Genomic DNA, 16,092 nt, shown 5'->3' on the forward strand with positions numbered 1-16,092 from the left:
TCATACCTCATTTTCACATGTATTATCTTTCATAAGTTTATAGTAGAATTGTTCGAGTGTCTTAGCGTCCATAAGAACCGGAACAGGGTAGAGAGGATTAGCCTCTTTGTCGGCATACCCTGCAAGCTTAGGAATATCCGCCTCTTTAATCTCAGGAATTGTATCGCCAATGTTAAATCTTGCTTTCATATCTCTGACTGCCTGTATAAATGCTTTGGCAGCAGTCTCATCTGGCATATCCTTATCTGCAACACCGGCGGCAATTGCAAGGTCATGCAGCTTCGTATAGATGGATTCTCCATAGCTTTCAAGAACCATTGGGAGAATTACTGCATTTGCAAGTCCATGAGGAACATTATATTCGCCACCTAGAGAATGTGCAATTGCATGGACATATCCTACATATGATTTAGTGAATGCACATCCGGCATAATAAGCAGCTTTAAGCATATTCTTTCTTGCTGTTGTATCAGAACCGTTAGTGTATGCTCTGTCAAGATTGTTAAATATTAATTCAGTAGCCATAAGTGCGTCTTTTCTTGTACCCGGAGTTGTTGAGTTTCCGATGTAGGCTTCAACGGCATGTGTAAGTGCATCCATTCCTGTAGTTGCGGTAATTGAAGCAGGAAGTGTAAGGGTTACCTTCGGGTCAAGGACTGCATATCTTGGAATAAGCGGAAAGTCGTTGATTGCGTATTTGTGGCGGGTTGTGGCGTCTACAATTACGGCTGCAAGAGTAGTTTCACTTCCAGTTCCTGCTGTTGTAGGAATTGCAACCAGCAGAGGAAGCTTTGAGTGAACCTTAAGGATTCCGCCCAGCTTAGACAGATGTGTCTTAGGTCTTGCAATTCTTACACCAACAGCTTTGGCACAGTCCATGCTTGAACCGCCGCCAAAGCCGATTATGCAGTCACATTTGTTATCTTTATATATGGCAAGTGCTTCTTCCACGGTATCAGTTGTAGGGTTAGCTACAGTTTTATCATAAACATGGTATTCAATGCCAGCATTGTCAAATACATCTGTAAGCATAGAGAGAATGCCAAGCTTTGCAATTCCGGGATCAGTAATAATTACAGGACATGACTTCTTCTTTTTGTTAAGTACAGATGGAATGTCAGACAACGCGCTTACAATTTTAGGCTTCCTGTATGGAAGAAATGGCAGTGCAATCTTGAATACAGTCTGAAAACTTCTGCAGTATATTTTCTTGAAAATGTTCATTGTACACCTCTTTTGAATTTAAAATATTTTGACTACCAAATTATAATACCCGAAGTTCATATTGACAAGGGGTTAGTCAGGAATCTGCAGTCCGGTTCCATCCATATGAAAATTTTCAGTATTAATAAGCTGTGATACAGGCACGATTTCGTAGCCTTGGGACTGCAGCCCGGTTATTACAGATTCGAGAGCTTCGGCTGTATATTTAGCACCGTTGTGCATAAGAATTATGGAACCGTTCTTAAGAGCTTTATGTGTTGTCACGGTCTTAATTATGTTGTCTGTTCCATAGTCCTTCCAGTCAAGGGAATCTACATCCCATTCTATAGGATAGAAGTTACAACCATAGACTGTATCAATAAGTGTTGAATTATAATCACCGTATGGCGGGCGGAACAAGAAGCTCGTATATCCGGTGATTTCTTTTATTTTATTGGCAACAGACATGATTTCATCTTTCTGCTCATTTACAGAAAGTTTACTCATTTCTTTATGGTTCTGGCTGTGATTGCCGAGGTCGTGACCACGGTTATAGATTTCAAGAACCTTATCAGGGTAGCTGTCAACCCAGCCTCCGGTCATGAAAAATGTGGTTTTGATATTATATTTATCAAGAATGTCAAGAATTTTTATAGTATCTTCATCGCCCCATGCGGCATCAAATGATATGGAAACATATTTTTTGGAGGTATCGAGATTAGTCTTTTTACTAAGGTCAACACAGTATATAGGAAGTTTACGGCTGCCTATGCTGCAATTGCCCATGATTGCACCGCCGCCAATTCCGTTTCCCTGATTGGATGAGTTGTATGGCGGTAATCTGTTGGAATCTGATGAAATTGACTGATTAGAACTGCTTGAATCATTTGATGAACTGGATTTATCGGAGTTGTTTGATTTATCGAAAGTACCTGAACTGTCCGATGATTTAGGTGGCTCATTGGTAATTGTAGATGTGTTTGCAGAATTTTCAGAAGAGGATTGTTTATGTCTTGCGGTTATTATGCCGCAGATTACTAAAATGATTATAACGCAGTATATGAATATAATGCGCATTTGTTTATTAGAAAAAAGAGACATACTGATACCTCGGATAATGCTTAGTATCAATATATCTCTTTACATTTTAAAAAATTACTGCTTTTTTCATTACTTAGCAGAAGAACTGCTTTCTGTTGCAGATGTATCTTTAACAAGGCCATCAGGATGGAGTGAAACATTTAATTCACTTGTGCTTTCATCGTAATCATCGCCAAGAATCTGCTTAACGAGAGTCTGGCAGTATGAAAGGCTGAAATCAGAGCAGCCGGAATCGTTGCGGATTGCATTGCCTGATGCAAGTGATTCTGTGTAATCACTTAATTTATATGTAGTGATTGCTTTCTTGCCGAAAAGCTTCTGTGTTATGACAGGTGTAAGATTGTAATTCTTAACATAACAGCCTGTTTCATCTTTAACAAGTGTCATCTTAGCCATACCGCCTATCATACGAGGCTTCTGGTCCTGATTAGAAACGAAGTTACCAAGTGAATAGTATACAAGCATTTCATGCCCCTTAGTATCAGATACTACCTCGACAGGCTCAAGGACATGAGGATGTGTACCGATAACAACATCAACACCAAGGCTTAAGAAAAGCTGTGTCCAGTAATTCTGGTTAGAATCTGGTGTGTAGACATATTCAGTACCCCAGTGTGGAAGTACAATAACCATATCAGCAAGCTGTTTAGCCTTAGTTACATCTGCTGTAATCTTATCCTTATCAAGCATGTTTACAATATAAGGCTTGGAATCAGGAATAGGAATTCCATTAGTTCCGTATGTGTAGTTAAGAAATGCTATCTTGAAGCCTTCTTTTTCATAAACATATATATTCTCATAATCTTCCTCTGTTTCGTTGATACCAAGAACAGTAGTATCAGGATGATAAGTCTTCCAGAATGAAAGGCAGTTCTCAACACCCTTAAGTCCTTTGTCTAATGTGTGGTTGGTAGCATGAAGGATAATGTTGAAGCCTGCTTTAACTTCTGCATCACCAAGTGCCCATGGTGAGTTAAATGTTGGATATCCTGTGTAAGCAAAATCAGAACCGCCGAGGATTGTTTCCTGATTAACGATTTTTATGTCTGCAGAGCTGATATCCTTAGCTATGTTAGTGTAGAGGTGGTCGAAGTTGTAAGTTTCATCATCCATAAGACCACTTTTTACAACACCTTCATGCATAAGCATATCACCAATCATCATAAGGTCGACTTCGACAGTAGGAACCTTGGTTGTAGTTTCTTCCTCTGTTGTGGGTTCAGCAGTAGTCTCATTATTCTGGTTATCGGCAACAGAAGGATTATTTTCTTTTTTGTGACTGCCAATAACAGCGAATACGATACTTATAGTTACAACAAAGAGTACAGCAGCAATGATAGCAATGAGTTTTACATTAAGTTCAGAGCGTCTGCGTCTCTTAAGAGGTACATTTGTTTTCTTAGCCATAATTTATCTCCCTTAAAATTATTAATATATGTCTTAAAAAGACAAAATATGCATAACTATGGTACATTAAGAAACAAAATTTTTCAAGAAAAATATTAGTATTCTACACAAAGAGATTAAAATGTAGTATATTTATAAAAGTTGGCAATAAGCCACAATAAGAAATATATAATTATAACGGAGGTTTCTTATGAGCAGATACACTAAGGACGATATATTCAGAATGGTTGAAGAAGAGGATGTAGAGTTTATACGTCTTCAGTTTACAGATATTTTTGGAACACTCAAGAATATTGCAATTACTTCAAGCCAGCTTGAGAAGGCACTTGATAACAAATGCATGTTTGACGGTTCTTCTGTTGAAGGCTTTGTAAGAATTGAAGAGTCAGATATGTATCTGTATCCTGACTACGATACATTTGAAATATTCCCATGGAGACCACAGCAGGGAAAGGTTGCAAGACTTATCTGTGATGTGTATACACCAGATGGCAAGCCTTTTGAGGGCGACCCAAGATGGATACTTAAGAAAACTATTAAAGAAGCGAATGAAATGGGATACCGCTTTGATGTCGGTCCAGAATGTGAATTTTTCTTATTCCATACAGATGACAACGGACTTCCTACAACTTTAAGCCATGAAAAAGCTGGATATTTTGATCTTGGACCTAATGACCTGGGCGAGAATATAAGAAGAGATATGGTTCTTACTCTTGAGGATATGGGGTTTGAGATTGAGGCTTCACATCATGAGGTTGCTCCTGCACAGCATGAGATTGATTTTAAATATGATGAGGCTTTAAAGACAGCAGATAATATACAGACATTTAAGATGACAGTTAAGACAATTGCCAAGAGACATGGACTTTATGCAACATTTATGCCAAAGCCAAAGTTTGGTATCAGCGGTTCTGGAATGCATATTAATATGTCACTTGCAACTGAAGAGGGTAAGAATATATTTGCAGATGAGAATGGAAAGATTGGTTTATCAGATGATGCATATCATTTTATTGCTGGTATTATGAAGCACGCAAGAGGTATGTCAGCAATAACTAATCCGCTTGTTAATTCATATAAAAGACTTGTTCCGGGATATGAAGCACCTGTATATATAGCATGGTCAGCAAAGAACAGAAGTCCGCTTATAAGAATACCTGCATCAAGAGGAAATGGAACAAGAGTTGAGTTAAGAAATCCGGATCCTACAGCTAATCCATATCTCGTGCTGGCACTCTGCCTTGCAGCAGGACTTGATGGTATTAAGAACAAGATAGAAGTACCTGAGAGTGTTGACTGCAATATATATGAGATGACACCTGGCGAGAGAAGGGCAGCAGGAATAGAGAATATGCCGGCAGACCTTAAGGAAGCTGTTGACTGTCTTGTGACAGACGAATTTTTATGCAGCGTACTTGGAGAACATATTACAACCAAATATGTTGAAGCTAAGATGAAAGAATGGGAAAACTACACAACAAGGGTCTCACAGTGGGAAATTGATGAATATCTCTACAAGTATTGATTAAACATGGTAAAGCGTATGCTAAGTAGAAAAGGAGTTAATTGATGTCCACATTGATTGTAGCATTTCCTAAGTTAGAGGAGGCTAAAACAGTAAGGAATCTTTTGATTCACAGAGGCTTCGATGTCGCTGTACCATGTACAAGTGGGGCACAGGCAATCAATCAGGCTGATACTTTGTCTGATGGAATCATAATATGCGGATATAAGCTGTCAGATAATATGGTTTATACTGAATTATATGAATATAAGCCAAAGAGCTTTGAGATGTTGTTAGTTGCGTCCCAGAACAGATGGGAAGATTGTCAGGACAATGGAATTGTATGTGCAGCAATGCCAATAAAGGTTAATGACCTTGTGTCAACTATAGAGATGATGCTTCAGGCACAGATAAGGCGTAGAAGGAAATTAAGGTCACAGCCAAGAAAGAGAAGTCCGGAAGAACAGAAGATAATTGATGATGCAAAGCATCTGCTTATGGAAAGAAATAATATGTCAGAGCAGGAGGCATTCAGATATATCCAGAAATGCAGCATGGACAGTGGCAATACAATGGTAGAGTCAGCAACTATGGTAATGGGAATATATCAGGATGTATAACAAATGTGTTTCATTACTACATTTATAATATGAAAAGGAGACCAGGTATGAAGTTTACTAAAATGCATGGAGCAGGCAACGACTACATATACGTAGACTGCACACAGTCGGTAATTGATAATCCGTCACAGGTCGCAATTGATTTAAGTGACAGACATTTTGGAATAGGTTCAGATGGACTTATTCTTATTAAGAACTCAGATAAAGCTGATTTCTTTATGGAGATGTACAACGCAGATGGTTCGCAGGGACAGATGTGTGGCAATGGAATAAGATGTGTTGGAAAGTTCGTATATGACAACGGACTTACAGATAAAACAACAGTTACTATTGATACACTTGCAGGTGTGAAGATACTTGAGCTTAAAACTGGTGCAGATGGCAAGGTTGAGACGGCAAGGGTTAACATGGGCGCACCAATTCTTGAGGCAGCACAGATTCCTGTCGATACGAAGGGACTTAAAGAATATAAAGGCTGTGAGATAGAGACAATTGCCGGAAAGGTTGTTAAGACACCTGTTGTGGATGAGACTATTGTTGTAGAAGGTAAGGAGTACAAGGTAACAGCAGTTTCAATGGGTAATCCTCATGCTATTGTTTATCTTGATAAAGATATTGATATTAAGAAATTTGAGATTGAAAAAATCGGACCTTTCTTTGAAAATCACAAAGCATTTCCAGAGAGAATTAATACTGAATTCATTCAGGTTGTAGATAAGAATAATCTTAATATGCGTGTGTGGGAGAGAGGTTCCGGGGAGACACTTGCCTGTGGTACAGGTGCATGTGCGAGCCTTGTTGCAACTGTTCTTAACGGAATGTGCGACACAACAGCAACACTTCATCTTCTTGGAGGTGACTTAAAGATTACATGGGATAAAGATGAGAATACCGTATATCTTGAAGGCCCGGCTAAAACAGTATTTACAGGGGAGGTAGATATTTAATATGATGACAGATATGACAATGGATAATTTCCTTGCGGTTTTATCTTCAAGTGAGCCGGTGCCGGGTGGCGGCGGAGCATGCGGATATGTGGCAGCAGTAGGTATGAGCCTTGGTAATATGGTGCTGGCACTTACTACCGGAAAGAAGAAATACGCAGAGTATCAGGAAGAGATTGAAGAACTTATTGTTAAAGCTACAGATCTTACAAAGAGACTTGCAGAGTGCATGGATAAGGATGCAGAGAGCTTTAAGCCTCTTGCAGCAGCTTATGGTCTTCCTAAGGATACAGAAGAACAGATTAAGGAAAGAGAAGCAATTATGGCAAAGGCACTTGTTACAGCCTCAGAAGCCCCTCTGTCAATGATGGAGCTTATACTTGAAGCCATGAAGCTTATCAACCGTATATCTGTAATTGGAAGCAGAATTGCAATCAGTGATGCAGGTGTCGGCATAACAATGTGTGAGGCTGCAATGAAGGGTGCTTCGCTTAACGTATTTATCAATACAAAGCTTATGAAGGACAGAGAACTTGCTGAAGATATGAACTTTAAGGCAGATAAGATGCTTGCTGAAGCAGCACAGATTGAAGAAGAAACATTTGGAAGAGTTATGGACGCTGTAAGACCATAGAACAGGATTGCAAAATAAGGAGGAAAATTCCTCTCCTCGCTGGGGGAGACAATGTGCTTAAAAAGCACATGGATTTTGCTTCGCAAAACAAGGAGGAATAATGGAGACACTTAAGGGATTACCGGTTGCTAATGCTATTAATGAGAAGATTATTGAAGAGATGAAGGACTGGAAGGGCGCAATTCCACATCTTGCAATTGTGCGTGTTGGTGAAAGACCAGATGATATGTCATATGAGCGTGGCGCTACCAAGAAGATGGAAAAAGTAGGATTCAGATGTACTTCATATACATTTCCTGCTGATATTGATAATGATACTTTCCAGAAAGAATTTGACAAGATTAATGAAGATGAGGATATTGACGGAATTCTTCTTTTAAGACCTTTGCCAAAGCATCTTGATGAGAAGGCAATTGAGAACAGAATTGCCAGTGTGAAGGATCTGGACGGAATATCACCTATGAATCTTGCAAAGGTATATGCAGGGGATCCGACAGGATATGGTCCATGTACAGCAGAAGCTGTAATTGAGATGTTAGATTATGCAGGAGTTGACTTAAAGGGTAAGAGAGCAGTAGTTATCGGAAGAAGTCTTGTTATCGGTAAGCCGGTTGCGATGATGCTTATGAAGAAGAATGCAACAGTAACAGTGTGTCATACTAAGACAGTTGATATGCCGGGAGTATGTAAGGGTGCTGAGGTGCTTGTTGCGGCAGCAGGCGTTGCAAAGATGGTTGACAAATCATTTGTTGCAGATGGTGCAGTTGTAATTGACGTTGGAATAAATGTTGATGAAGACGGCAATCTGTGTGGTGATGTTGATTTTGAAGATGTTGCAGAGAACGCTTCTGTATGTACACCGGTTCCTGGAGGAGTAGGTTCGGTAACAACATCAGTTCTTGCAAAACATCTGCTTAAGGCAGCTAAGGCAAGAAGAGCATAAAAAAGTCCTTGCTTTATTGTACATAAGAATGTATTATAATTTGCGGTATGAATTGGTAGCACCAATTTATACCGCAAATTTTTATTATGGAGAAATGTTATGAAATTATTGAGACAGTTTCTTATAATACTGGCTATTTCATTTGTCGGAGAAGCACTTAAATATCTGCTTCCGCTGCCGGTTCCAGCCAGTATATATGGAATGGTGATACTTTTTGTTGGACTTCTTACCGGACTTATAAAGCTTAGCTGGGTAAAAGACGCAGGAAAATTTCTTATAGCTGTAATGCCTGTTATGTTCATTCCGGCAGGAGTAGGACTGATGTCTTCATGGGGGGTATTAAAACCTATGCTCGTGCCGGTGCTTGTTGTTACGGTTGTTGCTATAATTACGGTTATGGCGGTTACAGGTCAGGCTTCACAGATAATCATACGTGCTGACAGGAAGAGAGAATTACGCAAAGCACAAAGAAATGAGGTTAATACTAATGAATGATTTTTTCAGAGAATCACTTTTTGCCGGAGTCACATTAAGTCTTTTATCATACTTTATTGGTTCTGTGCTTAAGAAAAAATTTAAGCTTGGAATATTCAATCCACTGCTTATATCAATAATAATAACAATAATAGTACTTGCAGTATCAGGCGTTGATTATGATGTATATAATCAGGGTGCCAGGTATCTTAGCTGGTTTCTTACACCGGCAACTGTATGTCTTGCAATTCCGCTGTATGAGCAGTGGAGTCTTCTTAAGAAGAATTACAAGGCAGTTGTTGTAGGAATAGCATCAGGTGTGCTTACAAGTTTAACAACGGTACTTGTGTTATCTAAAATTATGAATCTGAGTCATGCAGAATATGTTACTCTTCTTCCGAAGTCAATAACTACTGCTATTGGTATGGGAGTTTCTGAGGAACTTGGAGGTTATGTAACAATCACAGTTGCAGTTATTGTTGTAACAGGAGTTCTTGGAAATATATTTGGTGAGCTTATATGTAAAATATTCAGAATAAAAGAACCGATTGCCAAAGGACTTGCGTTAGGATCTGCTGCACATGCGATAGGAACAGCCAAGGCTATGGAAATGGGCGAAGTTGAAGGTGCAATGAGCAGCTTATCAATTGCAGTTGCAGGTATACTTACAGTTGTACTTTCATCAGTATTTGCTGGATTTATGTAAAATTAGGAGGCGTTAAACATGATAATCACAATTGCAAGACAATGTGGATGTATGGGAGACCAGATAGGAAAAGCACTGGCAGAGAAATATTTTATACCATTTTATGATAAGGATGCCGTGTGCAGACTTGCGAAAGAAAAAGGCTTGTATGAGAAGTATCCATATTTTTATGGAGAAATGCCTCTTGATATGCTGCTGTATGCTGATACAATGGCAGGCGATGATACAACAGATAATGGAAAAACTCCACGCAAGGCTATGGCTGACATAATCGGTAATGAAAATTGCGTAGTTGTCGGCAGATGCGGAAATAATGCATTCAGACACAGAGAAGATGTTATATCAGTATTTCTCACAGGAAACAAAGAAAAAAGAGTAGAACTTATAGAAAAGAAGCACAATGTCAGCCCTAAGAAAGCAGCTAAGATAGTTGAAGATACAGACCTTAGAAGACGTTCATATCACAATTATTATACAGGTGAAGAATGGGGAAATGCAGAATATTACGATATATGCATAGATGTTTCAAAGGTTGGGGAAGATGGTGCACTAAGACTTATAGAAGCCTATATTAATGAGACAGGGGTGTTATAAGCTGAAACAGGATAATATGAATCAGAAGAAAATATCGCAGGAATACGAAAAGGCAATTCAATATATTTATGAGCTTATGAAAAGCGGGGAGCTTACAATAGGAAGCAGGCTGCCTACTGAGCGTGCACTTGCAGAAACACTTGGAATAGGACGCAATTCAACAAGAGAAGCTTTAAGTATTATGCATGGAATGGGACTTATAGAACGCCGTCAGGGTTCTGGTAATTATATATCAGAGAATGTCGGTCAGTCTATAAAGCAGACTATATTAATGATGATTGCATTAAAGACTATTACTAAGCGTGAAGTATGTGAATTCCGCCGCATGATGGAAAAGTCAGTGTGTAATGCAGTAATACATACAGGTCTTACGAAAGAACAACAGGAGCGCTTGGAAAGCATGGTTAATCATATGAGCATGGTAACAGGTGAAAACCTTGTTGATACTGATAAAGCATTTCACGAGGAACTGATTGCAGATACCGGAAACAACCTGTGGATTACACTGATGGAAGCTGTTGTTGAAGTCTACCGCGAATGGATAGATTATGTCATAAAGCATGCAGATGGAATTAAGAAAAAGAAACTTTTAAAGACACATGAAATGATATATGATAGCCTTATAAAGAAGGATATTGAGACACTTAATGCAGCGATTGATGAGCATTACGATATAATTGAGGAGCTGCTGGGATAAAGAAGTCATAACAAGGAGGATATATGAAATACAAAATTGTTGTATTTGATCTGGACGGAACGATACTTAATACATTGGAAGACCTTGCAGATAGTACTAATTATGCACTTTCAGTATTTGACATGCCTGAGAGGACGATTGAAGAAATCAGACATTTTGTTGGTAATGGGATAAGAAAGCTGATGGAAAGAGCAGTACCACAGGGAACACCAGAAAGCATGATAGTTAAGGTGCATGAAACATTTACAGAGCATTACAAGAAGCACTGTGCCGATAAGACAAGACCTTATGATGGAATAAAAGAACTTATTGAGAATATAAGAAATGCCGGTGTGTACACTGCGGTTGTATCTAACAAGGCTGATTATGGAGTGCAGATTTTATGCAAAGATTATTTTCCGGGACTATTTGATTATGCGGTTGGAGAGAGAGAAGGCATAAGAAGAAAACCATATCCGGACAGCGTTAATGAAGTATTAAGACAGTTTGATGTTGACAGAACACAGGCTGTATATGTCGGGGATTCAGAAGTAGATGTCCAGACAGCGGCTAATGCAGGAATGGATGTATGTATGGTTGGCTGGGGCTTCAGAGATGAAGAATTCTTAAAGGAAAACGGGGCTGAGTTTGTTGTACACAGCCCCGAAGAAGCATGGGAATTCATTAATAAGTAATATACTTATACCACGTTATGAAGCAGGGAAGACTGCAATTCACAAAGCTGGGGGTTCTTGGATTCACGAATCAGTTCTACCAGACCTTCGGTGATAAGCATTGCTCCATCCTTGTTAAAATGTGTATTCTCAGAAACAGTTTCTGGCTTGGCAAGTTCTTTTAAGAAATCGTCAGGCCATTTTCCTTTATTGATACCTTTTTTGATTGAAGTATATCTGTGGATATTGTCATGTCCGATTTTTTCAAAAAGTTCAACTGAATAAGAAAACAGGTCAAGTACAGGAGTGCCGGTTTCTTCGCCAATCTGGCGCATAGCTCTTATATAGCTGAAATTATTACCGCCGTGGCAGCCGGGAGCGTCCATGATTGTTCCGTCATCATTAAAAAATGTTCTTGCAGGCGCAGTAACTAACACAGGAACTGCATCATGCTTTCTTGCCATATCAATAAACTGTTTGATGAACCATTTGTAACTGCCCATAGAAGCGTCTTTTGAGTATGGATAGTAAGTGTCATATGGATAAGACTGGTTTATGGCTAGAACACTGTTAAGAACAGCCTGTTTATCAGTTATCGAATCATCGTTATTAAGTGCCTCAATATATTCAGGTGGTATATAATTCTTAGGCATCTTAACTCCTGCTATAACAGGAAATCGACCTGATTCATCTGGTACGCCAAGCGGAGTCTGGCGGTTAAACATAGATTTGTAATCCTTTGAATCGTCATCATTATGACAAAACTCTATAAAAAGATAGTCTCCTGACTGAATATGTCTGTCAATCTCTTCAAATCTTCCTTCATTAATAAAAAGTCTTGAACTTCTGCCACCCTTGGCATAGTTAAATACATTTACATCAGGCTTAAAGAAGCGTGGCAGAAACTGTCCCCAGCCTGCAATAAATTCTTCTTCAGTATAATTCTGTACAATAGAATCTCCAGCAAGATAAATGTTCATACATACCTCCTTGTTTTGCGGAGCAAAATGCGACTGCCCATGCAGGAGCAGAGGTATTGCCTCCGTTGTTTTGCAAAGTAAAATGCTTTCAATAAGTTAATTATAGCCTTAAATGTTTTGACAAACTACATTTGTTTTGTGAATATACTCATTAAAAACAGATATTTAATGTTTCAGGCGGACAGCATTGCACAGCTTAAAGAAAAGGTGTTATAATACAAGGCAAATATAAGCACGAGGAGATTGATATATATGTACGAATTTACAGAAGACTGTATGATACACATTGATAATATTGATGAAGAACATAGAAAACTGTTCCAGATGCTTAATGAAGCATTTGCACTGGTAAAAGAAACAGATAATGCTGCGTCAATTGCGAAGAATCTTATAGATAATCTTAAGGATTATGCTATTACACATTTTGCTCATGAAGAAGAATACATGAAGAGTATTCATGACCCGGAGCTGCCAATACAGCAGAGAGAACACAAAGCATTTGCAGAAAAGATTAATACATTTAAGTTAGATGAATCTTCACCGGAGGCAGCAACAAATTCTCTTAATGAGCTGCTGCTTTATCTTACCAGATGGCTTTACAGCCACATCTTGAGCAGCGACATGATGATTGGAAAGATGGCACCAGAAACTAATGTTGATGACGCATTTGCATTTACAGACAAATATATAACAGGAATTGAGCTTGTCGATGAGGAACATAAGCATCTTTTTGATATTATCAGGGACACTAATGATGTTATACATGCAGAACTTCTTCATGATAAATATGATGAAATCATAAGACTTCTCTCAGAACTGAGGGAATACACGGAGACGCATTTCAGTGATGAGGAAGAACTGATGAAGAAAATCGGATATCCTGAAATTGAAGCACAGAAAAGGGCACATTCAGCATTTGTAGAAAAGCTTGTAAATATTGATTTCAGGGAGCTTGAGGCAATGGATGATAATCAGGAGGAATATCTTATGGATCTTATAGGATTCCTGCTTGGCTGGCTGTCTAACCATATACTTGGTTCGGATAAAAAGATTGGTAAATATATAAAAGAACACAATATTGTACTTGAAAAGTAATATTCTTTATGATATCATTTATGTGTATGAATATCTTAAAGACTATGAAAGAGACTTCTTTTCATGGAACCTGACAGGAAAGCGATGCCACCGACTGAAAGCATACGCAGGGAATTGATAAGAGGAACGCTCTGGAGTTGGATGGTTGAGCAGCCACGGCTGGGTAGGTCATTCCGTTACACGCGTTAAGTGCAATGAGATGAGAAGCTTAGAACTTTTCAATGCGGGTGGTACCGCGGATAACACAGTTTATTCGCCCCGGGATGTATATTACATCCTGGGGCTTTTTTGCGCGGTATGGCAGATAACTGTCTGGCAAAGAAACAGCGCGGGATGTTAGATTTTATGATTTGACAGGACACAACATTTTTACCTGTCCAGAAAAGAAAGGAGATTGCAATGGCAAACATGTACAGAGATGTTAACTTAAGTGAAGTTAATGAAAGTTACATCGGCAAGGAGTTAAAGGTTGCAGGATGGGTTGAGAACATCCGTGACCACGGAGGAGTTTCATTTATCGATTTAAGAGATATGTATGGAGTACTTCAGGTAGTACTTCGTGATACAACATTACTTGATGGTATTCATAAGGAAGAGTGTATCGCTATCGAGGGTATTATGGAGCAGAGAGATGAGGAAACTTATAATCCTAAGATTCCTTCAGGAACAATCGAGCTTGAAGCTAAGAAGATTACAATACTTGGACAGGTATACCAGCAGCTTCCATTTGAAGTACAGACTTCTAAGGAAGTAAGAGAGGATGTACGTCTTAAGTACAGATATCTTGATTTAAGAAACCAGAAGGTTAAGGATAACATGATATTCAGGTCAAAGGTTATCGCATTCCTTCGTCAGAAGATGACAGACATGGGATTCCTTGAAATCCAGACACCTATTCTTTGTGCTTCATCACCAGAGGGTGCAAGAGATTATATCGTACCTTCAAGAAAATATAAGGGCAAATTCTATGCTCTTCCACAGGCACCACAGCAGTATAAGCAGTTACTTATGGTATCTGGTTTTGATAAATATTTCCAGATTGCACCTTGCTTCAGAGATGAGGATGCAAGAGCTGACCGTTCACCAGGAGAATTCTACCAGTTAGATTTCGAGATGAGCTTTGCTACACAGGAAGATGTATTCAGAATCGGTGAAGAGGTTCTCACAGAAACATTTGCAAAATTCGCACCAGAAGGATACGAAGTTACACAGGCACCTTATCCAATCATCAGCTACAAGCAGGCAATGCTTGAGTTTGGTTCAGATAAGCCAGATCTTCGTAATCCACTTAGAATTATTGACCTTTCAGAATTCTTTAACAAATGTACATTCAAGCCTTTCCAGAACAAGACTGTAAGAGCAATCAATGTACATGCAAAGCTTTCAAAGGGACAGCATGAGAAGTTACTTAAGTTCGCTACAGGAATCGGAATGGGCGGACTTGGATACCTTGAGGTTCTTGAAGACGGAAGCTACAAGGGACCAATTGATAAATTTATTCCAGAAGAACTCAAGGGAGAAATCAAAGACCTTGCAGGACTTCAGCCAGGAGATACAATCTTCTTCATCGCTGATAAGGAAGACAGAGCTGCGTACTTCGCAGGACAAATCAGAAACGAACTTGGTGAGAGACTTGACCTCATTGAGAAAAATGCATACAGATTCTGTTATGTTAATGACTTCCCAATGTTTGAAAGAGATCCAGAAACTAAGAAGATTGGATTTACACATAATCCATTCTCAATGCCACAGGGTGGACTTGAGGCACTTAATACAAAAGATCCACTTGATATTCTTGCATACCAGTATGATATCGTATGCAACGGTGTAGAGTTATCATCAGGAGCAGTCCGTAACCATGACATGCAGATAATGGTTAAGGCATTCGAAATTGCCGGATATGACGAAGAAGTATTAAAGGCAAAATTTGGAGCATTATACAATGCATTCCAGTTTGGTGCACCACCACATGCAGGTATGGCACCAGGTGTTGACCGTATGATTATGCTCCTTAGAAATGAAGAGAATATCCGTGAGATAATTCCATTCCCAATGAGCGGAACAGCACAGGATTTAATGTGCGGAGCACCAAATGAGGTAACAGAGCAGCAGCTTAGGGAAGTTCATATTAAGGTTAGGGATTAGGAGACATACGGACGGCTGCAGGATTTTTATAAATTCACCGCAGGCACGCTCTCGCTGCTTGGAGACTCGCAGCGGTACTAAACTACTTGGAATTTGGCTGCCTAAAGGCAGCCGCTTCCAACTCGTTAAGTGCCGGCGGCTCCAAAGCACCTTGCTTGTGAATTTATAAAAAATCCTGCTGCCTGCCCTTCGACCACCAATACCTGACGGAATATAAATTCCTCTGATGGAAAGAAAGTAGAGATTCCCGCCACACTTCGCCAACGGCGACGAGCAAAGCGATGTCGTGCGCTCGTTCCGGGGTAGATGTGTGAGCCTGGAGAAATTGGATAAAGCGTGAACAAGACACTTTGGAGCCGCCGGCACTTAGCAAAATCGGCTGGCGGAGTCTG

General features: G+C 39.4%; 16 protein-coding genes. 12 read left to right on the forward strand and 4 right to left on the reverse strand.

Annotated features, from left to right (window positions below):
- The 3 genes from EUBELI_RS02070 to EUBELI_RS02080 form a co-directional block, all read right to left on the reverse strand.
- The gene (locus EUBELI_RS02070; RefSeq protein ID WP_012738680.1) at positions 1–1,224 is read right to left on the reverse strand and encodes an iron-containing alcohol dehydrogenase; all 1,224 of its coding nucleotides are present in this window, start codon (positions 1,222–1,224) and stop codon (positions 1–3) included.
- A 72-nt stretch (positions 1,225–1,296) separates the two neighbouring features.
- Positions 1,297–2,304, reverse strand: a complete 1,008-nt coding sequence (locus tag EUBELI_RS02075; RefSeq protein ID WP_228003412.1) for a polysaccharide deacetylase family protein — start codon at positions 2,302–2,304, stop codon at positions 1,297–1,299.
- Positions 2,305–2,373: 69 nt separating this feature from the next.
- On the reverse strand, positions 2,374–3,711 hold the full coding sequence (locus EUBELI_RS02080; RefSeq protein WP_012738682.1) for a CapA family protein: 1,338 nt from the start codon (positions 3,709–3,711) through the stop codon (positions 2,374–2,376).
- A gap of 190 nt (positions 3,712–3,901) precedes the next feature.
- Between EUBELI_RS02080 and glnA the strand changes: the two genes are divergently transcribed.
- From glnA to EUBELI_RS02130, 10 genes are all read left to right on the forward strand, one after another.
- Positions 3,902–5,236, forward strand: coding sequence for a type I glutamate--ammonia ligase (gene glnA / locus EUBELI_RS02085; RefSeq protein ID WP_012738683.1), 1,335 nt, complete (start codon positions 3,902–3,904; stop codon positions 5,234–5,236).
- 44 nt (positions 5,237–5,280) lie between these two features.
- A complete protein-coding gene (locus EUBELI_RS02090; RefSeq protein WP_012738684.1) occupies positions 5,281–5,835 on the forward strand; it encodes an ANTAR domain-containing response regulator in 555 nt (184 codons plus the stop codon).
- A 47-nt stretch (positions 5,836–5,882) separates the two neighbouring features.
- Positions 5,883–6,782 carry a diaminopimelate epimerase gene (gene dapF, locus EUBELI_RS02095; RefSeq protein WP_041687923.1) on the forward strand — a complete coding sequence of 300 codons (900 nt, stop codon included), beginning with the start codon at positions 5,883–5,885 and terminating at the stop codon, positions 6,780–6,782.
- Position 6,783: 1 nt separating this feature from the next.
- Positions 6,784–7,413, forward strand: coding sequence for a cyclodeaminase/cyclohydrolase family protein (locus EUBELI_RS02100; RefSeq protein ID WP_012738686.1), 630 nt, complete (start codon positions 6,784–6,786; stop codon positions 7,411–7,413).
- A 100-nt stretch (positions 7,414–7,513) separates the two neighbouring features.
- On the forward strand, positions 7,514–8,356 hold the full coding sequence (locus EUBELI_RS02105; RefSeq protein WP_012738687.1) for a bifunctional 5,10-methylenetetrahydrofolate dehydrogenase/5,10-methenyltetrahydrofolate cyclohydrolase: 843 nt from the start codon (positions 7,514–7,516) through the stop codon (positions 8,354–8,356).
- A 99-nt stretch (positions 8,357–8,455) separates the two neighbouring features.
- Entirely contained in the window at positions 8,456–8,851 is a 396-nt protein-coding gene (locus EUBELI_RS02110; protein WP_012738688.1) for a CidA/LrgA family protein, read from the forward strand.
- Positions 8,844–9,536: an LrgB family protein gene (locus EUBELI_RS02115; protein ID WP_012738689.1), complete on the forward strand. Its 693-nt coding sequence runs from the start codon at positions 8,844–8,846 to the stop codon at positions 9,534–9,536. The genes EUBELI_RS02110 and EUBELI_RS02115 overlap by 8 nt, the downstream gene beginning before the upstream one ends.
- A gap of 18 nt (positions 9,537–9,554) precedes the next feature.
- Entirely contained in the window at positions 9,555–10,130 is a 576-nt protein-coding gene (locus EUBELI_RS02120) for a cytidylate kinase-like family protein (protein WP_012738690.1), read from the forward strand.
- A gap of 16 nt (positions 10,131–10,146) precedes the next feature.
- Positions 10,147–10,827, forward strand: a complete 681-nt coding sequence (locus EUBELI_RS02125; protein WP_148231329.1) for a FadR/GntR family transcriptional regulator — start codon at positions 10,147–10,149, stop codon at positions 10,825–10,827.
- A 23-nt stretch (positions 10,828–10,850) separates the two neighbouring features.
- Positions 10,851–11,501 carry an HAD family hydrolase gene (locus EUBELI_RS02130; RefSeq protein ID WP_012738692.1) on the forward strand — a complete coding sequence of 217 codons (651 nt, stop codon included), beginning with the start codon at positions 10,851–10,853 and terminating at the stop codon, positions 11,499–11,501.
- Positions 11,502–11,506: 5 nt separating this feature from the next.
- Here EUBELI_RS02130 and EUBELI_RS13525 read toward each other — a convergent pair whose 3' ends face one another.
- Positions 11,507–12,460 (reverse strand): GDSL-type esterase/lipase family protein, encoded by a 954-nt coding sequence (locus EUBELI_RS13525; RefSeq protein WP_012738693.1) that lies wholly within the window; start codon positions 12,458–12,460, stop codon positions 11,507–11,509.
- Between the two features lie 252 nt (positions 12,461–12,712).
- On the opposite strand from EUBELI_RS13525, the gene EUBELI_RS02140 reads away from it, so the two are divergent.
- Both EUBELI_RS02140 and aspS read left to right on the forward strand, forming a co-directional pair.
- Positions 12,713–13,555, forward strand: a complete 843-nt coding sequence (locus EUBELI_RS02140; RefSeq protein WP_012738694.1) for a bacteriohemerythrin — start codon at positions 12,713–12,715, stop codon at positions 13,553–13,555.
- A 399-nt stretch (positions 13,556–13,954) separates the two neighbouring features.
- Complete coding sequence (gene aspS / locus EUBELI_RS02145) at positions 13,955–15,700, forward strand: aspartate--tRNA ligase (RefSeq protein WP_012738696.1); 1,746 nt, start codon at positions 13,955–13,957, stop codon at positions 15,698–15,700.
- Positions 15,701–16,092: the final 392 nt, after the last annotated feature.

This window comes from [Eubacterium] eligens ATCC 27750, assembly GCF_000146185.1.
In the GTDB taxonomy this organism is placed as follows: Bacteria; Bacillota; Clostridia; order Lachnospirales; family Lachnospiraceae; genus Lachnospira; species Lachnospira eligens.